Source organism: Bacillus sonorensis NBRC 101234 = KCTC 13918 (genome assembly GCF_001592005.1).
Taxonomy (GTDB): domain Bacteria; phylum Bacillota; class Bacilli; order Bacillales; family Bacillaceae; genus Bacillus; species Bacillus sonorensis.
Genome location: NZ_BCVZ01000004.1, coordinates 1 through 22,880, shown reverse-complemented (window position 1 = coordinate 22,880; position 22,880 = coordinate 1). Strand labels below are relative to the sequence as shown.

Genomic DNA, 22,880 nt, shown 5'->3' with positions numbered 1-22,880 from the left:
TGCAAAATTCTAAAAAGCGAGGTCCGGAGAATGATTCAAAACGTCGGCATAACTAGGGAAACACAAATTTGTGAAAGTAAAAGTTACATAGAAAAAACGGCAACCGAACCATAGAGGTTCAAGCTGCCGTTTTTGATGAAAGCTGCACTTATTTTTGGACCCACAATTACATTAGAATAACTCAAGTACAAATATAAGTCTATATTTTTAAAAAGATTTTCGATATATTTATCAATGCTTCAAGCATCCTGCAGAAATGCTCCGCAATCATATTCAATTGAGGTGGGAACATGAAAAAAAGAAAATTGGGCCGGTTAGAAGTGTCCTCCATCGGACTAGGCTGTATGAGCATGTCTGAATTTTACGGAGAAGCCGATGAAAGCGAAGCAATCTCAGCCGTTCACCAGGCTTTAGATTCCGGAGTGAATTTTTTTGATACAGCCGATATATACGGCATGGGGGAAAATGAAAAGCTGTTAGGCAAAGCGTTGAAAAATCGACGTTCAGAAGCCATCGTGTCCACAAAGTTTGGAGTTGTCCGCGATCGGCACGGAAACACGGTTGGGTTGAACGGAAGGCCCGAATACGTAAAAAAGTGCATTGAAGACAGCTTGCTGAGACTTGAAATGGAATATGTCGACTTGTACTATCAGCACATTCCCGACCCGGATGTCCCGATTGAAGAGACGGTCGGAGCCATGGCCGACCTGGTCAAAGAAGGAAAAGTCCGATTTTTGGGGCTTTCAAATGCGGGCGCAGACCTCTTGGCCCGCGCCAGTAAAGTTCATCAAATAACGGCTCTGCAATCAGAATATTCATTATGGAATCGTGATATCGAAGCAGTGCTCCCTGTAGCGCGGGAATTGGGCATTGGTATCGTCGCCCACAGTCCGCTCGGAAATGGCTTTTTAACGGGCAAACTCAAACAATACAAAGATTTTGCTGACGATGATATCAGAAGGCGCTTCACAAGGTTCCAAGAGGAGACGTTCAATCGTAATCTTCAATTAGTCGCAGAACTTGAGAGAATTGCAAAAAATCATAAGGCTGCGCCTTCCCAAATTGCGCTTGCCTGGGTATTAGCACAGGGCAGCGATATTGTCCCGATTCCCGGTACAAAACGAAAAAAATATCTGATTGAAAACAGCGGGGCAGCCAATATCACATTCACACAAAAAGACCTCGAGAGAATCAATAGGGCCGCCAATCCGTTTTTTGTTAAAAGCGAGTTATAAACCCGTAAAATCTTGGGAAGATGCGGAGATGGATAAGATCGCCTATCAGGGTTCCCTGATGTTTTATTTACCTTCAGGGAAAAATCATGTATCGTATGAAGTAGATCCATAGACGGCAAATGATAGAGATTGTACACTGCCTTTGGAACACGTTCTGGAATATAGTAGATAATGGGGGATATAAACATGAAGATTGAACAAGCTCTTTACGAAGCCGCTGTCGACTTAATTCAAAAGAGGTATCCTACCGGATGGGGCGGAGCGGCCGCAATGTATACAGACGATGGAAGAATATTGACGAGCGTGGCTCCTGAAGTGATGAATGCTTCAACAGAACTATGCATTGAAACAGGCGCCATTCTTGAAGCGCATAAGCTGGGAGCAAAAATCACCCACTCTATTTGTGTTGTCAGAGATGATGAACATTCCGAATATAAGGTATTAACGCCTTGCGGGGTATGCCAGGAAAGGCTTTTTTACTGGGGACCGGACCTGAAAGCCGCTGTTACTGCCGCTGATGGCCGTCTCGTTTTTAAATCTTTGCAGGACATTCAGCCGTATCATTGGTCTGCTGCATATCAAGATTCATGATTGAAAGTGAACAAATCTTCAAGAGGGGGGATGGTCATGCAGGAAAGCCGCTCCGTTTATGTAAGACCCGTCAAAAAAGAAGATATGAAGAGCTTTTACAAGGCTGCTCAAGATGAAGAAATCAGGTATATGACGGGAACAAGGCATGTATTTACAATGGATCAATTGTATGAACATTACGAACGGATCATACAAGATGAGACACGCTTTGATTTCGCGATTTGCCTGCGGGATAACGATGAGCTGCTCGGCGACTTGTCGATTGTAGAAATCGACCGGGAAAATCAAAAAGCGGGCTTCAGAATTGCTTTGCACAGCAGAGGCCACTTGAATAAGGGATATGGAACAGAAGCCGTGCGGCTGGCGCTGAAATTTGCTTTTGAAACATTAAAACTAAACCGGCTTCAGCTGGAAGTGTTTTCCCATAACAGCCGCGCTCTGAGAGCATATGAAAAAGCCGGGTTTAAAAGAGAAGGAATCATCAGACAGTCTCTTTTTCTAAACAATCAATATTCAGACGAAATCATCATGGGGATGCTGAAAAAAGAATATGAAGAGCTGAAAAAGCACGATATCATTTAGGGACGGCTTTCAATCTAGGAAGCTTCGTCCTTTTTATGGCTTTTTCTCCACATTTTTTGGAGTGCAGCGGCTGTCACTGCACCGCAGCGATTGTGCTCATGCTGCGATTATGGAGAAAGCTTCTTTGATTTCGTTGCTAATCACCGCATATATCCCGCTAAACAGAAAAATCCCCTGGAACTTCATATCTCTTTTTCCCCTTTACCGTGTAAAATCACTGTCTCTTCCAATTGACGCTTTTTGAAGAGCGTGGAAAAGCAAGCGCTGCTGTTGCAAAATAAATGAATACGGCAAAGATAAAGTCTAGTACATCTACCAGTTCGTTCATCAAAACGATCGCTGCAATCGACCGCGATGTAAAGATTGTGTCCCATGCGGGCAAGTATTGGCATCAGTTAATGAATGGAGAATAACGGTTTGGCTGATGTCTCTCATGATCGCTCCTGACTCTATTTTTTAGAGCTATTTGTATTCTAGCAGCTCTTTTTTTACAGCGATTATCACATATGTCGCCATAAGGGCCGTCAAAAAGAGAATTCCTGTATACAGGAATCCAATCAGCTCTTTCACTTTATAAACGAAGTAGCTTCCGAAAGAAAAGATTGTTCCCAATAAAGAAAATGAATTCAACCGGTTTAAACATTTACCCATTTAAAAAAAACATCCTTTTCCTTGACGGCCAACATCAGCGGTCAATCTCAAGACATGGCTTCCATTCATTTTACGATACATTGGAACGAAGAGCGGGAAGGTTATATTGTACATTCACTAACAAACACCGTCCAAGCCTGGGGACGGTGTTTGTTTGCCATATGAAACTGAAAATGTTGTTATTCGCCGACGTGAATCCATACGCTTTTGACTTCTGTGTAATTATCCAAAGCGTATGAGCCCATTTCGCGGCCGAGGCCTGACTGTTTATAGCCGCCGAACGGAGATGCTGCGTCAAACGCATTGTAGCAGTTGACCCAGACAGTGCCAGCTTGGAGCCGGTCAGCTATATAATGGGCGTTTTTCAGATTTTCCGTCCAAACCCCTGCGGCGAGCCCGTATTCTGTCCGGTTGGCCCGTTCGATTACTTCGTCAACCGTTTCATAAGGGATTGCCGCCAGGACAGGTCCGAAAATTTCTTCTTTTGCAATCGTCATGTCATCTTCGACATCTGTAAACACGGTCGGGGAAACGAAATATCCTTCTTCATAAGGGCATGTTCCGCCTGCGGCAATTTTCGCGCCTTCCTTGCGTCCTTTTTCAATATAGGAAAGGACCCGCTCATGCTGTTCTTTGCTGACAAGCGGCCCCATTTGCGTATCTGTATGAAGACCCGCGCCCTGGCGCAGGGATTTTGCATATGCGACCATTTCATCCACGACTTTGTCATACTGGTCTTTATGGATAAAGACGCGCGAACCTGCACAGCATACCTGCCCTTGATTAAACATGACCCCTGTCAATGCACCGGGAATCGCTTTTTTCAAGTTTGCGTCAGGCAGGATGATGTTCGGCGATTTTCCGCCGAGCTCGAGAGTGACCCGTTTAACGGTCTTTGCCGCTTTCCCCATAATTTTTTTGCCGATTTCGGTAGAGCCGGTGAACGCCAGTTTGTCGACGAGAGGATGGTCTGTAAGCGCTTCCCCGGCTGATTCTCCAAAGCCCGGAATGATGTTGATCACGCCCTTTGGAAAGCCGGCCTTGTCGACAAGCTCTGCTAAATACAAAGCGGAAAGAGGGGTTTGTTCTGCAGGCTTCAGGACAATCGTACAGCCTGCCGCCAGGGCGGCGCCCATTTTCCACATCGCCATCAGGAGCGGAAAGTTCCAAGGGATGATTTGTCCCACAACCCCGACAGGCTCATGGCGTGTATAGTTAAAATAAGGTCCGTTTACAGGAATCGTTTGGCCGGTTATTTTTGTCGCCCAGCCGGCATAATAACGCATGTGTTCGATAGACATCGGAATATCCCCGGCAGACGTTTCACTGATCGGTTTTCCGTTGTCAAGCGTTTCAAGCTGGGCCAATTCGTTCTTATGTTCCTCCATCAGATCGGCGAGTTTATACATGAGCCGGCTTCTCTCGGCAGGGGGCATCGTGCGCCACTCCCCGTGATCAAAAGCTTCCCTCGCTGCTTTCACCGCTTTGTCGACATCTTCGGGTCCTGCTTCGTACAAGGTGGCAAGTGTTTCTCCCGTAGCCGGGTTGGGGGTGTCAAACGTTTTGCTTGAAGCGCTTGCAACAAATTCGCCGTTGATGTAAAGCTTTTTTGTTCCCTGCAAAAATGACTCCAGCTTTTTACTGACCTGCATCGTTAAAGAACTCATGTTTGTAAACAAACCTCCCTCAAAATTTTGGTCTGTCTTCTTGTGGTTTTTTTCCTGGTGATGGGGTGTTTTATGGTTGGATCACTGAGGCGCCGAAGGTGGGGTATATTGCTGGATTTGGAACTGCACACCACTATTCTATAACAGAAATTCAAATGAAATCAATATTCATTTGCAGTTTCGGCTGTTCAGAAAGAAATGTGATGTATCTTTGCCTCATACACATTGCATTTCAGCTGAAAACCGCTACAATGGAAATATTACATCGTTATTAAAAAGGAGCTATTCATATGATTCACGAAAAATGGCAGAACAACCAAACTATAAAAAAGGTAACATGCATTCATACTGATGCGAAAAAATACATTGTCAACAGAGCTTTGACCGTTGGAAAAACTTATGAAGTCAAAAACGAGACAGAAGAGTTTTTGTTTATCATCGATAATACAAATAAAGTGGGCGGTTATTACAAAGAATACTTTGAAGATATCAAAGCCTGAATATTCCCCCTGTGATCATCACTATGAAGAGATGATCACCGAATGAAAGGGCGAATGTGGATGAAGCAAGACCGCTAATCAGAGCTCAAGAAATATCTTTGGGAAGACAGTCAGGAAAAAGCAGGAGGAAGGAATGCTGTAACGGAAGAGCAAGTGTCTGATACGTATGGAAGGCACGATAGAAAACGAAAACCGCTAAAAAGAACCGCAGAAAGGGACATCTTTCTGCGGTTCTTTTTAAGTTATGGGATAACATGCATATGATAAGTAAAAAAGTGATAAAAAGTTGAAACCTTCTATGTTTTATCAGCGTATTAAATGGTAGTAATAACATACACAGAGCGGTAAAAAAATGTAATCTGCTCGTAATTGTTTATAAAACAGGGTTATCGTATTCTATTCTTAGCAGTAACCGAAAAATACTTTTGCCTTGTGCATAAACATAAATTGGGTACATAGAAAGAGGGGTTTCGATTGGGCGTTTTTTCAGCTAGCAAAACAGCGGACGGAAAAAAGTTTGAACCGCTGCTTATTGAAGGAGAAAAAATTGAAGCTGTCTGCAGGCTAAGAATTGATCAAATTTGTTTTACCAACAAACGGATTATTTTTTTTGACAATAAACTGTTTTCCAAAAAGAAAGTCCGTGTTTTTTTGCCTTACAAATCTATTGAAGGCTTTGCGATCAGAGAAGTCAGCATGTTCAATCCTGACTCCGCTCTTTCACTGATGACAAGCAGCAAAGTCTTTGACCTGGAATTTACAAAGGATACCGACATGCTTGAAATCCAAGCGATTTTATCAAAATATTTATGCGCGTAAAGATGACAGGCCGTTTCTTCATGAGAACGGCCTTTTTTATTTGTGTTTTCACATTGCAGCAAGCCGGGTTTTTTGAGGGATGAGAAGACGCATAGAGCCGGTTGAAGTCCGTCTTTCTGAGTTGGTCTCATTGTGAAGGAGTGCACGTAAACACCGGCGGATGCAGATGGAAGTGGCCGTTGTCGAAGGATGTTGGAAAAGCGATGTTCCCGAAAAACAAAAAAATCGGGTCATGCTTTCAAAATGTAAAGCGGCTGACTTCGGATTCTTGCCGGATTCGATTTTTTCTTTGTCGGCGCTTCTATAAACATGACAATCAGATGAGTTTCCCTTTTAAACAGCTTTACGCCTCTCTGTCTGTATTGTATTTGACGACCGGCCATTTTTCCTTTCGCAAGGCGTTGATCAGCTCTGATCCTACATTCAAGTGGTCCTGCACCAACTCTTTTGGCGTCAGTGCCATCCACTGGTTTAATGAAACGTCGGCAAAGCGGCTGCTCTTAAAAATCTCTAAAAACCAAAGGCTTTGGGGGCCGGTATTTTGAATGTAATGCCCCATGGCAAAGGGGACATACCCTACATCCCCGGCCCGATAATTAAACGTCCGGGCCGTCCCGTTCGCCGCGAATACAGTCATACGCCCTGTACCAGATAGATAATACTGCCACTCATCGTTATTCGGATGCCAATGCATTTCTCTCATACCGCCGGGCTTGATTTCCACCAGCGCCGCCGCGATGGTCGTCGAGATGGGAAAGTTGGAGGAATCAACAATCCGAACCGTCCCGCCCGGAGTTATGATTGGCTCCTGTGCATGCAGGCGGTATATGAAGCTTTTTGGCACCGTCCCATAAGGATCTGATACTTTCTGGCTTTCCAGCGGGCCGGGCACCTTTGTTTGGAATATGTAGCGCTGTTTGTCGGGAATATGGGCAAAGGCGCTTTCAGGTACACCGAAATTTGCGGCAAGGACGTCCTTCGGTGTGTGTGCGAACCAGTCGGTAATCGTAAAGGTATCGAACTCTGAAAAATTCCCGTCGTCAAAGACGAGAAGGAACTCACAGCCATCACCAAGCCCTTGAATCGAATGCGGAATTCCAGCGGGAAAGAACCATAAATCCCCCGGTCCGACATCCGCTATAAAGTTCCGCCCGTCCTGGTCGACTGAGGTGATTCGGGCATGACCCAAGATCATGTAAGCCCATTCTGATTGCTTATGCCAATGCAGCTCGCGTACACCTCCGGGCGTCAGCCGCATGTTCACCCCGGCAATCGTTGTGGAAACAGGCAGCTCTCTAACTGTTATTTCACGCGACCAGCCGCCATGCTTTAACTGCATATGGGTGTCTGAGAACGAAAACTTTAAATTGGGGATTGCACCGGCATCCGTAGCCGGAGGAACGAGCATGTCGGGATTCTCGAGATCCCGCATGATGTCGCGGGGGCCAAAATCGGTTGCACCGGCGCCATCCTCCCTTATCGGATGCGGCACATGATTTTGCGAGCCTTGAGTTCCGGGCGTCTTTTTCATAAGAATGCTCCCTTCACTTGTCGTGATGTCATAATAACTGAAATTTATGATCCGGAAGCTAAAAATATATCTGAACCGTCCGCACAATAGCGCCATCACGTTTTAAGCCTCATACATCGGGAAAAGAAAAACAAAGGAGGAGATCGTATGTCATTGACAAAAGAACAAAAAGAACGCCTCTATCATAGATTGATGGATTTAAAAAAAGGACTTTCCGGTAAAAGAACAATTGATCAGACGATGAGCCAAGAAACGGGGGAATTGTCTAACGGAGTTGATAATCACCTTGCCGACCATGCCGGTGTGTATGTCGAACGGATGAGAGAGCTGACATTCCGGCAGACAGACAGGAACTTATTGCGGGAAGTGGAAGACGCGCTCAAACGGATGGAAGACGGAACATATGGAATATGCGAAAAAACCGGAAAAGAAATTCCTTATGAGCGCCTTGAAGCCGTCCCTTACGCAAGATATACGCTTGATGCCCAAGCCGAAACAGACAAAAGAGATGTAGCGGGGGAAGGGGATGACCGGGAATTTACAAGGCAAATGGAGGATTTAACAAATAAAGAAACGATGGGTCAAAAACATTCAGTTACCTATGAACGGCTTGATCAAGAGCAAGATTCAAAATAAGGCACCCGATTCCGGGTGTTTTTTTTGATAGAAAAATAATTTGATATTGAAATAAATAAGTTGACTTTCTGTCTAAAAGAAAGTAACATACTATTTGTAAGTAAATATTAAATTGTTAGCGCAGGAGGTAAAACAGAATGTCTAAAGTATTATTTGTGAAAGCGAATGACCGCACAGTTGAAGAAGCGGTATCTGTCAAACTTTACGAAGCGTTCCTTAACAGCTATAAAGAAAATCATCCTAATGATGAAATCATCGAGCTTGATCTTTATAAAGAAAACCCGCCGTACCTTGGCAGAAATGCGATTAACGGAACATTCAAAGCAGGAAAAGGCATGGAATTGACTGAGGAAGAAAAGGCGGCCGCAGCTGTTGCCGACCGTTACCTGGATCAGTTCGTTAAAGCGGACAAAGTCGTGTTTGCTTTCCCATTGTGGAACTTCGCGGTTCCAGCGGTGCTTCACACGTATATCGACTATCTATCCCGCGCAGGAGTAACGTTTACATACACTCCTGAAGGCCCTAAAGGATTAATGGGAGACAAAAAGGTTGCCCTATTAAATGCTAGAGGCGGCATCTACTCTGAAGGTCCGATGGCGGCAATGGAAATGTCTCTGAACTACATGAAAACCGTCATGGGATTCTTCGGAATTCAAGACTTGCATACGGTTGTCGTCGAAGGACACAACGCGCTTCCTGATCAAGCGCAAAAAATCATTGAAGACGGCCTTGCTGAAGCGAAAAAAGCAGCGGCTGCATTCTAATCCGGAAATCACCTGATTTAGTACACCCCTTAGATATTGGCGCCCTTTGCCGGGCCCAATCTTCTAAGGGGTGTATTTTTATGGGGAGAAGCGGCTGCTGTTTGAGAACTTGGAGACATCTAATATTTTTGAGTTTTAAGGAAAAACGACAATTTTTCCCTTACTTCGACAAAACGGCGGTGTTATATTGCAATTAGTTACATATTATGATAACGCTGGAAATCAAAGCGGCGGTTTTTTATACGCTATTTGTACAAGTGTGAACTTGTTTCAAAGCAGAAGAACCTGCAGCAGATGAACGTATCTTCTATTTTACCATCAACCGCATCGTTTTCTCTAAAAACAGTTTACAAAACAACTTTCTCCAATACGTTTCGTTTGAAACGATGCTTTCATCCTTCAATCCTCTTGGAAAACACACAACCATTTTTAAACCATGAACAATACTTCGCTTCATTGTCATTGCAACCTTTTTACACACGGATCCAAAGGCAGTAGAACCTGGATTCTATTCATCGTTTTATAATCCGGAAAATTCTGATTAATGAATAAAAGATAGCGTGAAAAAGGGGATAAAATTATGAGCGATCAATATGTCTATACGTTAACAAAACATTTCTGGATTTCTTGCGCCCATAAAGTAGCCGGTGCGGGAAAATGTGAAAGACTTCACGGCCATAACTACAAAGTGACCTTTTGCATCACCGGTTCAGCTTTAGATGAGAAAGATATGTTAATCGATTTCCGTGAAGTAAAGCATCATTTGGAAAAAAAGTATGACCATTATGTGTTGAATGATTTCGATGAATTTAACAAGGAAAAGGGAGGATATGAGCCAAGCACCGAAAGGGTCGCTCAAGTTTTTTTTGAAATCATAGAGTCATTATGCAAAACAAAGCGAAATAAACCGAATGTGAAATGGGTCGATGTCCAGGAAACAAATGAAGCCAGTGCGAGATATGAAAAATTTGAAAGGAGGTGATGGATATGGAAAAGAAACATACGGAAGAACAAGTTTCTGAAGATTTGCTCTTGACTGACGATTTGGAACTTGAAGAATATGAACTTTTTTTAACCAACGCTAAAACGATGTAACAAAAAACAGGGATCTGCAAAACGATTCGTTTTGCAGATCCCGGTGCTGATAGGATGTGGTCTTATAGACATTTTAAACAAGTGCTATGAAGATTTTTTAAAGATAGATCTTGAAACAGAAATCGGACATCTTCTTAAACATAAACAGGCCGAAAAGATAGTAGGGATATGGAATCTGTGGAGCAGGATCAGCTTTCCGCGTTTTGAAACGTATGTGTGGCAGTGTGTAAATAGAGCAAACAGGCTTCAAGAGGTCATCGATATAACCGGAACGGTACACACCGCTATAAATCTCCTGTATGTGTTAAGTCATCACGGACTTTGTCAAGTTAGCCAAAACGGCGACATTGTATTTTCAAAGAAACTGAAAAACGATGAGGTTGCTGTTGATTGTGCAAATGCGGTTATACCCGAAAGGATAAAAAACAAAAGAGAACATGGACAGTTTCAAGCAACATGGAGCACTTCGGTTAAGCGTGCAAATATGATTTTTGAGCAGATACCTCCATGGAAACATATATTTTTTTGCGGTGATGACGATTTAACAAGCCTTGCTCTCGGGCAAATGAGCAGCAGCGCATGTAACATATCTGTGGGCGATATAGACCGTGATCTCATTTCTTTTATCAAAGACTACAGCGGGAGGCACGGGTTGCAAATTGAAGCATTCGAATTTGATGTTAAATATGAAGCCCCTGATCAGTATAAAAAGAAATACGACGTTTTCCATTGCGATCCGCTTGATCACGGACAAGGTATAGATTTATGGCTGCAGCGGGCGCAAGAAGTTTTAAAAGGAGAACCAGGGGATGCAATTTATCTCAATATTAGTGCAGACCGGCTTGGACAACGGGAGCATTATCTGTTTAAGCACCTGCATGAAATGGGTTTTGATTTGGAGGAAAAATATAAAAACTTCAGCAGCTATCAAGTAGCCGAAGAACCTTTTTTGAACACAGAAAAATTAAATGAGGAAATGAACAAGATAAACATCGGGTACGACACAATAAAAGATTTATATATTCATACTGATCTTTATGTTTTCATCAGAAAATCAGTTAGACCAATCTTTCTTCCTCAGGAATTTATGGAGATCAGGAGGAAAATATAATGAGGTGTTTTCATGTATGTGCTAGGGATAAATGGCTGGGATAAAGGTGTGCACGATTCGAGTGCAAGTTTATTTTATCAAGGGAAATTGCTGGCTGCCGCTGAAGAAGAGCGATTTATAAGAAGAAAAAAAGCTTTTGACACTCCCCCTTTTCATTCCATAGCGTATTGCTTGCATGAAGCAGGCATTACAGCAGATGACATCGACTACATAGCATTGGGGTGGGATGTGACAAAACTTGAAGTGGAGTATGGCGGCAAGCATGGGTTGACATCAAAGGACATCATGGGCCGCGTATTTCCAAGACATATATTTTCCCGGAAAAAGGATCCCGAGCTTCATATATACCCCCATCATCAAGCCCATGCGGCTGGAGCATATTATAGTTCCGGATTTGAAGAAGCAGCAATACTTGTCGTAGACGGTTCCGGTGAGGAAGAGTCCATCACAATCGCAAAAGGTGAAAAAGGGAAAATTGATTACATTGAAGTATATCCTTTGGAAAGTTCCTTGGGAATCTTTTATGAGGGATTGTCCAAATATATTGGTCTGGGCAGATTTAGAGAAGGAAAAACAATGGGCTTGTCTTCTTATGGCGCATGGGACGGGGATGTCCCTCTCATTGTCAATCAATATGATGAAAATAAAAGAACTTATCACCAAATTTTAAAAGATTGGATCATGTATTTTCATAAAAAGTTTGGCGAAAAAGTAAATTCAGCAAATTACTATTACGATAGCAAACAAGCCAAACTATGCGATGAGCTTGATGCCTTATCATATAAACATGTAGCTGCTTTTGGACAAAAAGCATTGGAAAAGAATCTGATCTACTTGGCCAAAAGAGCGCTGGAACTCACAGGCTGTTCCCGGATATGCCTATCGGGAGGTGTGGGACTCAACTGTGTAGGCAATAGAGAACTCCTTGAATTAGAAGAAGTGAAAGATATTTTTATACAGCCTGCCGCATCTGACGCGGGAACATCATTAGGGGCGGGAGCGTTGCTGTCTAAAGAACTGGGCTTTGAAGTCACACTTTCAAAAGATCATGTTTACTCAGGGCCGAACTTTAGTGATGGAGACATTAAAAACTTGCTGGAACAATATAAAATTAAATACGAGTTTTTTGAGACTGGCATAAACGAAGCTGCAGTCCAGCTTTTAAAAAAAGGAAAAGTCGGGGCGAGATTTGCCGGAAGAATGGAATTTGGACCAAGAGCATTAGGAAACCGGAGCATCCTGGCCAATCCGCAAAGTGAAAACATGCTTCAAAAAGTAAATGATATAAAAGAAAGGGAACAATGGCGCCCCCTTGCTCCGAGCATCAGCGCAGAAAACCAGGCGCTCGCGATTAAGGAGGAAACGGCGTCTCCTTATATGCTGTTAAACGCGACCATACACGAATCCTCGCGTGAGTTACTTCAGGCAGTCACCCATATCGATGGTTCCACAAGGCCGCAAATCGTAGATAAAGAGACAAATTTATCTTATTGGGAGCTCATTCAATGTTTTTACGAAGAAACCGGCATACCGGCTGTTTTGAATACATCTTTTAATATTGGAAATGAGCCGATCGTTTGTTCACCAAAGGATGCCATTCGTTCATTTTTTAGTTCTGAACTGGATTTTCTAATCTTAAATCATTTTTTTATCAAAAAATAGGATGAGGTGACAGATCATGAGCGCGACCTATCCCAACTTTCCAGAATACAAACTGAAGAATGTCTATAAGGGGGAAACGACCTTTAAAAGAGGGGCAACCCGCGACCATATTTTTCACGAAGAATTTGAAGAATGGCAACGGTTTTTTTGCAGTGGAGAATACGCGCCACCAGCAGGAAAAGACATTGCTTTATTTCATGTATGCACATGGGCTAAACCATACGACTTCTCCTATATCGGGAAAAAAATAAGGCAAGTGACAAATCAATATGAAAGGATACATCCGATCATATTGTCCAATGCAGGCGTTATTCCTTATGAATATCAAATGAATCCGACATTTTGCGCTTATGATTGGATACAGATGGGGGATTTATCCAAGGAAGAACATTTGAGATTGAAAAAACTATATCAACATTCGCTTTCAAATAGGATAAAGAACTATTTAACTTCAAAACAAAAGGATTATAAAGCGGTCATTCATTATTGCATGCCAATAAGAGACTCCATTGTTTCCGACATTCATCATTTTTGCGCAGAAATAGGCGTGCCATACTTTCATACACCTGAAGTGGAGACCTTCAGAAATTCAAAAGACGTTTTGGCTAAACTGAAAGATTTCGGAGAATTTTATATTTTGGATCCCGTTCTGAAAGATTTGGAAAATACTTTAAAAAAGGTGAGCAGTATTGATTGATTTGTCGATCGTAATACCGGCATATAATGATCCCAGGCTTGACGAGTGTTTAAAAAGCATAGACGCAGAGGCGGAAATAATAGTCGCGCTCAACGGTGCAACCAAACAGGTTGAAGACATAGCAAAAAAGCACAATACGAAAATGGTCCATCTGCCGGTTCCCAATCTTGCGAAGGCCTATAACGAAGGAATCAAAGCTTCCAGCAAGAACAATGTGCTGCTGATGGATTCTGATTGTATTTTTAGAAGGGGCTGTATAGCAACATTATACAAAATGTTGTCTGAACATCCGTTGGCTAAAGGAAGGGTGCTTTTTGCCTACCGGTCAAAAAGAGAAAAAATAATCGCCACTTCAAGGCATATTCATACCGCTAAAAAAAATGCGTATTCTCCGCCTTTGGCATTTAGAAAGAATATTGTCGATCAAATAGACGGCTACTATTTTGACGAGCAAATCAACTGGACGGAAGATTACGATTTTGATGCAAGGGTAAGGAAGGCTAATCTTAGTATCGGATACGATGACAGCGCGCGCGTTGTACATCCTGCTTTGTCATTGTATGGCGATTTGAAGAGCTCTTACAACTATGGCAAAGGACAAGCTAGAGGCGTTCAATTGGGAAAAGAATGGTACGCGCCTCCTGAGCGGATATTTAAAAACATGATAAAAAGCTGGACTCCTTTAAAAAATAAGTTTGGAACAGGTGTAGCTGCATATCTTGCTTTATGGCAGATTTCCTTTTTCCTGGGATTTAAAAAGGAAAGCAAAGCAACCGAAAGGGGCGTAAAAAAGAATGGCTCAGCAAATACAACAGTATGACAATATCTCAAGTGTTTATGACAAATTAATACCTGAACCGGACGGGTTATTTGATTTCTACACCAGCTTTGCAAAGGAAGGGGTCTCAATTCTTGATATCGGTTGCGGATCCGGCCGGCTGGCCTTTCAATTGGCGCAAAATGGAGCTATCGTTCATGCCATCGATATTTCAGCAGGGATGATTGAAACTGCAAAAAAGAAGCTTGCTCAATGTGATCGGAAATCTTCAGAACGCGTTCATTTTGAAGTTGCCGATATTAAGGATTTTCATTGCGTAAGCCGGTTTGATTATGTATTTATGAGCGGCGGCGTATTTGAGTATCTGTTGACTCCGAAAGACCAGGCTGAAGCGCTTCAAAAGATAAAGCAGCTGCTAAAACCAGAGGGCCGATTTATATTTGACATCATATCGCCGCCGCAAGTTTGCGCTTATGACAAAAGGCAAAAAGATTTCGGAAACACAGCTCATCCGCCAAAAGATCATCAGTATATTAAATCCCAGAATATTTTTCGCATCGATCATTACAAACAAATTGTATCAACCCGTTGTTTATTTGAAATACATCAACATGATAAAGTGACGGAAAAATACGAATTCCAATTTTTAACTCGGTATACACTGCCGACCGAAATGTTTTATCTTCTGAAGTCCAGGGGGTTCGCTGTCTTGGGTTTTTACGGAGATTACAATAAAGAGCCTTTTAAAAGAGGCAGCGAGTTTATGATTTACGTCACAAAGCTATCTTCAAGCAAGGAGAATGGAAATGCACTCAAATAAAAGCAAACATTTAGTCATTGCCCCGCACCATGATGATGAAATTATCGGATGCGGTGGAACAATAGCCAAAGCGATTCAAAATGGGGATCAAGCAAGAATCATTATCGTCACAATGGGCGAATTTTCCGGAATCGACGGCAGCATCGAAAACAATGTTGACATACGGGAGAAGGAATGCCGTAGAGCTTGCGGAATAATCGGAACGCAAGATATTCATTTTCTAAAAGAAAAAGACCGGGATCTCACCTATAGAAGAGACCTTGTTGAAAAGGTCATGATGCACATAGATGAGTATGAGCCTGACTATGTATACTATCCTCACTCAGAGGAAGCGGACCGTGATCACCGAATTGTCAATGAAGTTACCGGTGAAGCATTATTTTTAAGCCGCTCTCATTTTCTGCGAAATAAAAAAAGGACAAACAGGATCAAAAGGTGTTTGCAATACGAAGTTTGGACTCCATTAACAACGTATCAATTCGCTTGTGATATCAGCGGTGTGATCGATCAAAAAATAGAAGCGTTGAATGCCTATAAATCCCAAGGAGCCATTCTTCATTTGGAAAATGGGGTAAAAGGATTAAATGCATATAGGGGCATGCAGGCCGGCACTGATTTCGCAGAAATTTTCAAATTTTAAAATCTGACAACGGAAGGATTCGTTTCATGATTATAAAGGTGGAAAATGTATCACGTTCATTCAGCAGAGCTTCAATAGATGAAGGATTTTGGAATTCAGTGAAGAGTTTATTTCATCGCAAAAAAGAAATGGTTCATGCTGTAAAAAATGTTTCTTTTTCGATTCCAAAAGGAAAAATAATTGGTCTTATCGGTGCAAATGGCGCCGGCAAGTCGACATTAATAAAGTTGATGACGGGTTTGATTACACCCACTTCCGGCAGGATAACAGTCGATTCATTTACACCGCATAAAAAAGAACCGGCATTTTTAAGAAAAATAGGGGTGGTATTGGGACAAAAAAATCAATTGTGGTGGGATCTTACCCCATATGAAACATTTTTGCTTCATAAAGAAATATACCAGATTTCCCAAGACGAGTTCGAGCGGAGCATCGAGCGGCTGACAGCCGCTTTGCATGTGGAGCATGTTGTGAAATCGCCTGTTCGAAATCTTTCTCTCGGCGAAAGGATGAAATGCGAATTAATAGCCGCTCTCCTTCATTCACCTGACATTTTATTTTTAGATGAGCCAACAATCGGCTTGGATTTTATCGCCCAAAAAAATATTAGACGATTCTTGAAGTCGTACTGCCGGGAGCGAGACGTAACGGTTATTTTAACGAGCCATTACTTGCCTGATATTGAAGAGCTTTGTGAGCATCTTCTGATTTTGCGGGATGGGGAGCTTTATTATAACGGGAGCCTCGATGGATTGCCAGGTTTGCACGATGGTGAATATAAGTTTTTGTCAATCACGTTTTCAGATAAGGACAGCCTTTCGCTGCTGAAGCAATACGGCGAAATCATCGAAGAACATGACCATACCATTCTGTTGAAAATCAGCAGAAATCTATTCAGCCAGGCTTTAAGAGATATAATCAATGATTGCGACATCATTCATTTTGAAGAGAAGCATACAGAAATACAATTTCTATTAGAGGAAATTTATAAACAATCAGAGCATGTCGGAGATGAAAAAATTGAAAAAATATATTAAACCAGGGCTCATGTCGATACAAACCGCTTTCCAGTACCGGTTCAACACCCTGCTGTATATGGCGTTCAGCTTGCTTCCTCTAATTGCCGTCGTTTATTTATGGCAAAATGTCTATGACCATAAACAATTCATTGAGGGATATACAATTCATTCGATGATTACCTATGTCATTATTGCAAAAATGTTCGAGATCTTATTGCTGCCCACTTTTCACTGGTCGATTCAAGATGAGGTGAGCAGCGGCGAACTTTCGAAATATTTAACAAAACCCATTTCTTACTGGGGTTTTTGGTTTTCGAAAAATGCCGGAAATAAGCTGGTGCAATTCATCCTTGTCAGCATTCCCTTGGTGATCGTTGCTTTATGCAACAGAGAATATTTTTTATTTCCTGATGTTCATGATGTAGCCGGCCTGATTGCAGCCGTCGTCTTGGCGATGATTCTGTATTATAGTTTGTATTTTCTCGTTTCTCTGTTTTCCTTTTATTTTGTTGAGATTGCCTCTTTCTTTTTTACAGTAGATATTTTGCTGGAGCTGCTTTCAGGAACGTTGTTTCCATTACAGCTTTTGCCGGAACCATTTTATCTTATCGTCAAAAACCTCCCATTTGCATACTTGATTGATTTTCCTGCAAACATATATCTTGGCCGTTTGGAAGCCGGCGATATCCTATACGGTTTATTTACACAGCTGATATGGATCGGAATACTATCTGTCTTTTCGAGGTACGCTTGGAAACGGGCGATGTCAAAATATGAATCGGTTGGTGCGTGACATGAGATACATCAGTCTTTTTCTTCATATTGTTAAAATCAATAGCATCAATTTAATGATGTACAGAACCAACTTCTTTATGAATATCATTGACAGCCTGATATGGTTTGCCATCACGCTGATTTTCTTCAATACACTTTATGGCTATGTGGAAAACGTCAATGGATGGAGTATATATGAAATTTACTTATTGCTTGGAACGAGCGAGCTTTTAAAGTCTTTCATTTTTGTATTATTCATTAATAATCTTCCATATATTCCGTCATTGGTTAATAAAGGAACTTTGGATCTTCTTTTGCTAAAACCGGTAAACAGCCAGTTCATTGCATCCTTAAGGAAACTGGATATGGGTAATTTCGGTAATTTATTTCCGGCCATTGCGCTGATCATCTATGCATTGGCCCATCTAAACGTCATGTTGCACATTCATCAAATCCTGGAATACTTATTGTTTATTTTAACTGGGGTGGTACTGGCTTACTCGCTCTGGATTATCACCATGACATTATCAATCTGGTTCACGAAAGTAGACGGACTGCATGAATTGTTTTTAGGAGCTATGACGTTATTTAGATATCCGACGTCTTTTTTTAAAGGGATCGGCAAAATTATTTTTGTTTTTGTTTTTCCAATCGTAATCGTCGCTAATGTGCCGGTAGAACGCCTTTTGCAAGTGTCCCATGAAACAAATATGCTTCACTATTTCTTATATGTCGGCGGTTTTCTAGTATTCAGTGCCGTTTTTTGGAAAATTTCACTGAAGTATTATCAAAGCGCAGGAGGGTGATGAGTGTAAGATGAATTTTGACACAAATGCTTCATTACCGCTGGTGGAAATGTTCGAAACCATTGAGGGAGAAGGATCTGCTGCGGGAAAGCAGACGACATTTATCAGGCTGTTTCATTGTAACCTGCGCTGTGTATGGTGCGATACGACGTACAGTTATGCACCGAGCAAACCTGAGTTTGAAGCGACAATAGAAGAAATCGCGGAAAAAGTTCGCTGTCTGGGAAATCATTATGTTTGTTTGACCGGAGGAGAGCCGTTAATCCACGGGGAAAAATCAATGGCTTTAATTGATCGTTTGGCCAAAATCGATTGCATTCAAGATATCCATGTTGAAACAAATGGCGCTATTCTTTTAAAGCCTTTTATAAACATGAGGCGTCTCTCCACCATCATATCCAATAAAGTCCGCTTTATCATGGATTTTAAGCTTCCAGACAGCGGAGAAATGAAAAAAATGGTCTATGAAAATTTTGATTTATTAGATGAACAGGATGAAATCAAATTTGTTATCGGAACGGAACATGATTTTAACATTGCTATGGAGATCATTGACAAGCATTATAAAAAAGGCCGTCTCTTAATGAGTCCGGTATGGGAGACGATGACGCCGGCAGACCTTGTCAAAAAAGTGCTAAACAGCAGACGGAAGGATATTCAGGTTAATCTTCAAATTCATAAGATCATTTGGGATCCGCAGACAAGGGGTGTGTAACATGAAAAAGAATGAAAAGAAAGCAGTTGTTGTTTTAAGCGGGGGATTAGACAGTGCCACCTGCATGGGGATTGCCGAGAAAGAAGGCTACATGCTGCATGCCATCACATTTGACTATGGTCAGAGGCATTCCAGAGAAGTGGAACAGGCAAAAAAAATAGCAGCGCATTATCAAGTACACGATCATAGAATTGTGAATATTGAGTTTTTCAAAGAAATAGGAGGCAGCGCCTTAACTGATGAACATATAGACGTTCCGAAGAAAATGAATCAAGATGCCATTCCGGCAACATACGTACCGGCGCGGAATTTAATTTTTCTCTCTTGTGCGGCAGCTTATGCGGAAGTGATAAAAGCGGAAGCGATTTACACCGGGGTAAGCGGAGTCGACTACAGCGGATATCCCGATTGCCGTCCTGAGTTTATTGACAGCTTAAACCATACGATTCGCCTTGCGACTAAAAGAAATATCGAAGGGAAAAAAACAAACATTTATACTCCTCTTATCAACTTAAGTAAAGCGGATACGGTCACTCTGGGACTTCGGCTGCATGTGCCGTACGAACTTACCACCTCCTGCTATAACGGAGAAGAATACGCTTGCGGTGAATGTGACAGTTGCACATTAAGGCTGAAAGGGTTTAAAGAAGCCGGCTGTAAAGACCCTATCCCGTATAAAAATACTCAAGTCATTTAAGCTCAAAACTGTCGAAAAAGCAGGAATATGCACCTGCGCAGATGATCATCGCACTGTTTTAACTGGATAAAAGCGGGGGCTGTATTGACCGTGAAAGAAGTCAGATGACTCCAAAGCCAGTATTTCAGCCCCCTTGATATTGTCAATACGAGCTATTTCCATAGATAATAGGCATAATCCGTCGGGACGCTCGAATATCCCATTTGCCGCAGCATTGCTGAAATGTTGCCTCTATGATAGGTGCCGTGGTTGATGACGTGATTCATCAGCTCGGCAACGGTTGTTTCTCTCCGCCCGAGCGCCGGGTGTTCAACCGCGAGAGGTAGGTCGAGATTGTCAAGCCCCTCTAAAAAAGCTTGATATTTGGCCGCGGTGTCTTCAAAAAAAGCGATCAGTTTCTCAATGTTAGCTTCCTTTAGTTCTTCATTGCGCCGCACAGCAAGTGCCTTTGTTTCCTCATAGCCGCCTCCGGTTATAATGTCCAGCCAAAGTGAGTCTGTGACACACATGTGGATGATGACGGCTGAAACAGAAGGAAACACGCTCTTGATTTCTGTCTTGAATAGGTCTTCCGGAAGGCTTTTCAGGCGCTCAAACACCTGGCGGTTTGCCCAAATATGGTAATCGAAATGTTTGGCTAGATCATGCTTCATGCTATGTCCTCCTTGCTTTTAAAGGAATAGATTTCGACAAGGCCTGTTCTATTTCCTTCAAGAGGAAGGATTTATTTTATTTCAATTCCGAAGCTGTAGTGGCAGGAGGGGGGAAATCATGAATTATGATCTGTTGCACTGTCCGTATCCGTCAAAGCGAAACACCGTTTATGCAAAAAAAGGAATGGTGGCGGCGTCACAGCCGCTTGCGGCCCATGCCGGCCTTGATATGTTGAAAAAAGGCGGAAATGCCGTTGATGCGGCAATTGCGGCGGCAGACTGCCTTACAGGTGTTGAACCGACATCGAACGGAATCGGCGGGGACGCCTTCGCGCTTGTATGGACAAAAGGAGAACTGTTTGGTTTGAATGAAAACGGCCTTTTGGCGGGCAGAACAGATGGGTGTATAGCCGCCTGGCAAAAGATTGAAAATCCTATCGGAACGGATGAGCCCCAATAGGATTTTCTTTATTTTTTATCGCGTTTTTTTGATGGAGTTACCGGGTAAAGTTCATCTGACGCTTCATTTTGATACTGCAAAGCTCCTCTGTTTTCCCGCTTTTTTTCGCCCTCTGTTTCGTCTAAAATATTCGCCGCCATATAGCGGTGGAAGAAATACTCAAAAATGGTCACGCCCAGTGCTGAAATGATGGCAGCCCATGCGAGCGAGGCATACGGCGGATTATCCTGCATGGCGAGAATCGCCCAGATCAGAATCAGGGAAAGGCCGAAATCTCCCATTGTCGCTGTTATATTATTTGTTCTTGGAAGCAGCATAAGGTCGCCGACAAGATAGGATACAACTCCTACAAACAATGTGAGAACAAATACGTCTCCAAAAGGAACACCAAAAAACAGAGTTAAAATCACATATAAAAGAACAAGGCTTGCAATGAACTTTACACACAATGCCCTTACATGCTTCATAAAGTTTCATCACCTTCCGTTTTATTTTAATGTCCTGCCGCTTTTTTGCTGTTTGTTGTTTTTTTGGTCTTGCTGGAATGCGCTTTCTGTTTCATGGTCATTTTGAATTTGTTCGATGCTGCTGTTTTGGATGCCTTTCTTCTCCATGTTCTCACCACCTTTTTCACTATATTTTGGTTTATTTTAGGTTTCTTATTCATATTTTCCGGCAAAAAAAGAAGACGGGGGATGTCCCCCCCCGATCTTCAGCAATTTTTTCTCAGCCCCGCTACAAATGCGGGGCCCATGCCAGTCATTTTTGATAAGAAGAGCGCCATTTCATGAGGCGTTTCCTTCATGCCGCTTTCCAGCCATTGCTGTAGGACGCTGATATGGGCCCCTACAATATAGGAGATTAAATATTCTTCGGGGACGAGCGTATTCGTCCTGATCGACTGTTGAATGCGTGTTAAGTTTTCGGACAACACGGATTTAAATTTGATTGGAAACGATCCCGTTCCCTTTGGGCCTAAAATCGCCTTCAAAAAGACCGCGTTCTCTTTAAAGTATTCAAAAATGTCGACTACAAATGGAAGAGGCGCTTCAATGACAGGCGTCTTCAATGCCCCCATCGATTCAATCGATTGTTTGGCGATCTCCCGTATTTCATCGATGATTTCTTCCTCGCTCTGATCCAATAAGTCGTATTTATCTTGATAATGCAAGTAAAATGTTCCCCTGTTAATGTCCGCTTTTTTTGTCATATCGGTTACGGTGATTTCTTCAAATGCTTTTTCCTCCATCAGCTCTGATAGAGCATCTCTGATCATCCTTTTTGTGCGGTTGATTCTTCTGTCCGTCTGTTTTGCCATACATACCAGCCTTTCGCCGCTTTATTTTTTCAGTTATAAACAATGTTCTTCTTTTTGTTGAGAAATGAACATTTGCGGATTTATCGTTCATTGAGTTTTGCCTTTATTCCATTATAATGAACGCAGTGATTGTTAATCAACACTGTGTTCATTTTTTGAAAAGGAGATCTGCCGAATGAAATTGCTGAAAGAAAAATTACTCTTATTCTCGCCGTTTATCGTATGCCTGGTGGTTTTGATTTTTTCTCTCACATTGATTCCATCAGTCCATCCACCCCCCCAACATCTTCCGATAGCGATTGTGAATGAAGATCAGGGCGCTGATATGCCGAATCAGGGAAACATAAACGCAGGCGCCGCTATTGTCCGCAACATAAAAGATGTACAAAAAGCAAATCATGACGGTACATCAGCGGTGAAATGGGTCGAAATAAAAAATGAAAAAACCGCCCGTGAAGGGCTGAACGATCGTAAATATTATGCCGCTCTTTTGATTCCGAAGGATTTCAGCCGAAAACAAGCCTCATTACAAACGCCGAATCCGTCCGGGGCAAAAATGACGGTTCTTGTGAATCAAGGCGCCAATCCAATCGCGGCGAATGCGGCGGGGCAAATTGTGAATCAAGGCGCCAATCCAATCGCGGCGAATGCGGCGGGGC

27 protein-coding genes and 1 pseudogene are annotated in these 22,880 nt (G+C 42.4%); 21 read left to right on the top strand and 7 right to left on the bottom strand.

Annotated elements, in window-relative coordinates; translation table 11 throughout:
* Nucleotides 1-290 precede the first annotated feature (290 nt).
* The 3 genes from BTR1S_RS06995 (at nt 291) to BTR1S_RS06985 (ending at nt 2,408) form a co-directional block, all read left to right on the top strand.
* Nucleotides 291-1,235 carry an aldo/keto reductase gene (locus tag BTR1S_RS06995; protein WP_029418396.1) on the top strand — a complete coding sequence of 315 codons (945 nt, stop codon included), beginning with the start codon at nt 291-293 and terminating at the stop codon, nt 1,233-1,235.
* Between the two features lie 186 nt (nt 1,236-1,421).
* Nucleotides 1,422-1,826: a cytidine deaminase gene (locus tag BTR1S_RS06990; RefSeq protein WP_006636253.1), complete on the top strand. Its 405-nt coding sequence runs from the start codon at nt 1,422-1,424 to the stop codon at nt 1,824-1,826.
* A gap of 36 nt (nt 1,827-1,862) precedes the next feature.
* Nucleotides 1,863-2,408, top strand: a complete 546-nt coding sequence (locus BTR1S_RS06985; protein WP_006636252.1) for a GNAT family N-acetyltransferase — start codon at nt 1,863-1,865, stop codon at nt 2,406-2,408.
* Nucleotides 2,409-2,870: 462 nt separating this feature from the next.
* On the opposite strand, the gene BTR1S_RS06980 is transcribed toward BTR1S_RS06985, so the two are convergent.
* Both BTR1S_RS06980 and BTR1S_RS06975 read right to left on the bottom strand, forming a co-directional pair.
* Nucleotides 2,871-3,059 carry a hypothetical protein gene (locus tag BTR1S_RS06980; RefSeq protein WP_006636251.1) on the bottom strand — a complete coding sequence of 63 codons (189 nt, stop codon included), beginning with the start codon at nt 3,057-3,059 and terminating at the stop codon, nt 2,871-2,873.
* Nucleotides 3,060-3,238: 179 nt separating this feature from the next.
* A complete protein-coding gene (locus BTR1S_RS06975) occupies nt 3,239-4,726 on the bottom strand; it encodes an aldehyde dehydrogenase family protein (protein ID WP_006636250.1) in 1,488 nt (495 codons plus the stop codon).
* Nucleotides 4,727-5,016: 290 nt separating this feature from the next.
* Between BTR1S_RS06975 and BTR1S_RS06970 the strand changes: the two genes are divergently transcribed.
* Nucleotides 5,017-5,226, top strand: a complete 210-nt coding sequence (locus tag BTR1S_RS06970) for a DUF6501 family protein (RefSeq protein ID WP_006636249.1) — start codon at nt 5,017-5,019, stop codon at nt 5,224-5,226.
* 474 nt (nt 5,227-5,700) lie between these two features.
* Nucleotides 5,701-6,045 (top strand): PH domain-containing protein, encoded by a 345-nt coding sequence (locus BTR1S_RS06965; protein WP_006636248.1) that lies wholly within the window; start codon nt 5,701-5,703, stop codon nt 6,043-6,045.
* Between the two features lie 343 nt (nt 6,046-6,388).
* Here the strand turns inward: BTR1S_RS06965 and BTR1S_RS06960 are convergent, their stop codons facing one another.
* The gene (locus tag BTR1S_RS06960; RefSeq protein WP_029418397.1) at nt 6,389-7,576 is read right to left on the bottom strand and encodes an oxalate decarboxylase family bicupin; all 1,188 of its coding nucleotides are present in this window, start codon (nt 7,574-7,576) and stop codon (nt 6,389-6,391) included.
* Between the two features lie 147 nt (nt 7,577-7,723).
* On the opposite strand from BTR1S_RS06960, the gene BTR1S_RS06955 reads away from it, so the two are divergent.
* The 14 genes from BTR1S_RS06955 (at nt 7,724) to queC (ending at nt 19,790) form a co-directional block, all read left to right on the top strand.
* A complete protein-coding gene (locus tag BTR1S_RS06955; RefSeq protein ID WP_029418398.1) occupies nt 7,724-8,212 on the top strand; it encodes a TraR/DksA family transcriptional regulator in 489 nt (162 codons plus the stop codon).
* A 137-nt stretch (nt 8,213-8,349) separates the two neighbouring features.
* Complete coding sequence (locus tag BTR1S_RS06950) at nt 8,350-8,976, top strand: FMN-dependent NADH-azoreductase (RefSeq protein WP_006636245.1); 627 nt, start codon at nt 8,350-8,352, stop codon at nt 8,974-8,976.
* 580 nt (nt 8,977-9,556) lie between these two features.
* Entirely contained in the window at nt 9,557-9,958 is a 402-nt protein-coding gene (locus BTR1S_RS06945; protein ID WP_029418399.1) for a 6-pyruvoyl trahydropterin synthase family protein, read from the top strand.
* A gap of 156 nt (nt 9,959-10,114) precedes the next feature.
* Complete coding sequence (locus BTR1S_RS06940; RefSeq protein WP_061781671.1) at nt 10,115-11,182, top strand: bis-aminopropyl spermidine synthase family protein; 1,068 nt, start codon at nt 10,115-10,117, stop codon at nt 11,180-11,182.
* A gap of 12 nt (nt 11,183-11,194) precedes the next feature.
* Nucleotides 11,195-12,844 (top strand): carbamoyltransferase family protein, encoded by a 1,650-nt coding sequence (locus tag BTR1S_RS06935; RefSeq protein WP_006636242.1) that lies wholly within the window; start codon nt 11,195-11,197, stop codon nt 12,842-12,844.
* A gap of 16 nt (nt 12,845-12,860) precedes the next feature.
* Nucleotides 12,861-13,541: a DUF5591 domain-containing protein gene (locus BTR1S_RS06930; RefSeq protein WP_006636241.1), complete on the top strand. Its 681-nt coding sequence runs from the start codon at nt 12,861-12,863 to the stop codon at nt 13,539-13,541.
* Nucleotides 13,534-14,361 (top strand): glycosyltransferase family 2 protein, encoded by an 828-nt coding sequence (locus BTR1S_RS06925; RefSeq protein WP_006636240.1) that lies wholly within the window; start codon nt 13,534-13,536, stop codon nt 14,359-14,361. Before BTR1S_RS06930 ends, BTR1S_RS06925 begins: the two co-directional genes overlap by 8 nt.
* Nucleotides 14,336-15,139, top strand: coding sequence for a class I SAM-dependent methyltransferase (locus BTR1S_RS06920; protein ID WP_006636239.1), 804 nt, complete (start codon nt 14,336-14,338; stop codon nt 15,137-15,139). Before BTR1S_RS06925 ends, BTR1S_RS06920 begins: the two co-directional genes overlap by 26 nt.
* Nucleotides 15,126-15,779, top strand: a complete 654-nt coding sequence (locus tag BTR1S_RS06915) for a PIG-L deacetylase family protein (RefSeq protein WP_006636238.1) — start codon at nt 15,126-15,128, stop codon at nt 15,777-15,779. The genes BTR1S_RS06920 and BTR1S_RS06915 overlap by 14 nt, the downstream gene beginning before the upstream one ends.
* Before the next feature lie 26 nt (nt 15,780-15,805).
* Nucleotides 15,806-16,816, top strand: coding sequence for an ABC transporter ATP-binding protein (locus tag BTR1S_RS06910; protein WP_006636237.1), 1,011 nt, complete (start codon nt 15,806-15,808; stop codon nt 16,814-16,816).
* Nucleotides 16,800-17,591 carry an ABC transporter permease gene (locus BTR1S_RS06905; RefSeq protein WP_006636236.1) on the top strand — a complete coding sequence of 264 codons (792 nt, stop codon included), beginning with the start codon at nt 16,800-16,802 and terminating at the stop codon, nt 17,589-17,591. The genes BTR1S_RS06910 and BTR1S_RS06905 overlap by 17 nt, the downstream gene beginning before the upstream one ends.
* Nucleotides 17,572-18,378 (top strand): ABC transporter permease, encoded by an 807-nt coding sequence (locus BTR1S_RS06900; protein ID WP_224254413.1) that lies wholly within the window; start codon nt 17,572-17,574, stop codon nt 18,376-18,378. The genes BTR1S_RS06905 and BTR1S_RS06900 overlap by 20 nt, the downstream gene beginning before the upstream one ends.
* A gap of 10 nt (nt 18,379-18,388) precedes the next feature.
* Nucleotides 18,389-19,093, top strand: coding sequence for a 7-carboxy-7-deazaguanine synthase QueE (locus tag BTR1S_RS06895; RefSeq protein WP_006636234.1), 705 nt, complete (start codon nt 18,389-18,391; stop codon nt 19,091-19,093).
* A gap of 1 nt (nt 19,094) precedes the next feature.
* Complete coding sequence (gene queC, locus BTR1S_RS06890; RefSeq protein WP_006636233.1) at nt 19,095-19,790, top strand: 7-cyano-7-deazaguanine synthase QueC; 696 nt, start codon at nt 19,095-19,097, stop codon at nt 19,788-19,790.
* 152 nt (nt 19,791-19,942) lie between these two features.
* On the opposite strand, the gene BTR1S_RS06885 is transcribed toward queC, so the two are convergent.
* Nucleotides 19,943-20,443 (bottom strand): DinB family protein, encoded by a 501-nt coding sequence (locus BTR1S_RS06885; protein WP_006636232.1) that lies wholly within the window; start codon nt 20,441-20,443, stop codon nt 19,943-19,945.
* Between the two features lie 118 nt (nt 20,444-20,561).
* Between BTR1S_RS06885 and BTR1S_RS06880 the strand changes: the two are divergent.
* Nucleotides 20,562-20,822: pseudogene (locus BTR1S_RS06880) on the top strand (gamma-glutamyltransferase); the annotation flags it as partial.
* Between the two features lie 89 nt (nt 20,823-20,911).
* On the opposite strand, the gene BTR1S_RS06875 reads toward BTR1S_RS06880, so the two are convergent.
* From BTR1S_RS06875 to BTR1S_RS06865, 3 genes are all read right to left on the bottom strand, one after another.
* A complete protein-coding gene (locus BTR1S_RS06875) occupies nt 20,912-21,370 on the bottom strand; it encodes a YndM family protein (protein WP_006636230.1) in 459 nt (152 codons plus the stop codon).
* A gap of 21 nt (nt 21,371-21,391) precedes the next feature.
* Nucleotides 21,392-21,517: a hypothetical protein gene (locus BTR1S_RS06870; protein ID WP_006636229.1), complete on the bottom strand. Its 126-nt coding sequence runs from the start codon at nt 21,515-21,517 to the stop codon at nt 21,392-21,394.
* Nucleotides 21,518-21,615: 98 nt separating this feature from the next.
* Nucleotides 21,616-22,221 (bottom strand): TetR/AcrR family transcriptional regulator, encoded by a 606-nt coding sequence (locus BTR1S_RS06865; RefSeq protein ID WP_006636228.1) that lies wholly within the window; start codon nt 22,219-22,221, stop codon nt 21,616-21,618.
* A 175-nt stretch (nt 22,222-22,396) separates the two neighbouring features.
* Between BTR1S_RS06865 and BTR1S_RS06860 the strand changes: the two genes are divergently transcribed.
* A partial coding sequence (locus tag BTR1S_RS06860; protein ID WP_156483219.1) for a YhgE/Pip domain-containing protein occupies nt 22,397-22,880 on the top strand: 484 nt, incomplete at its 3' end.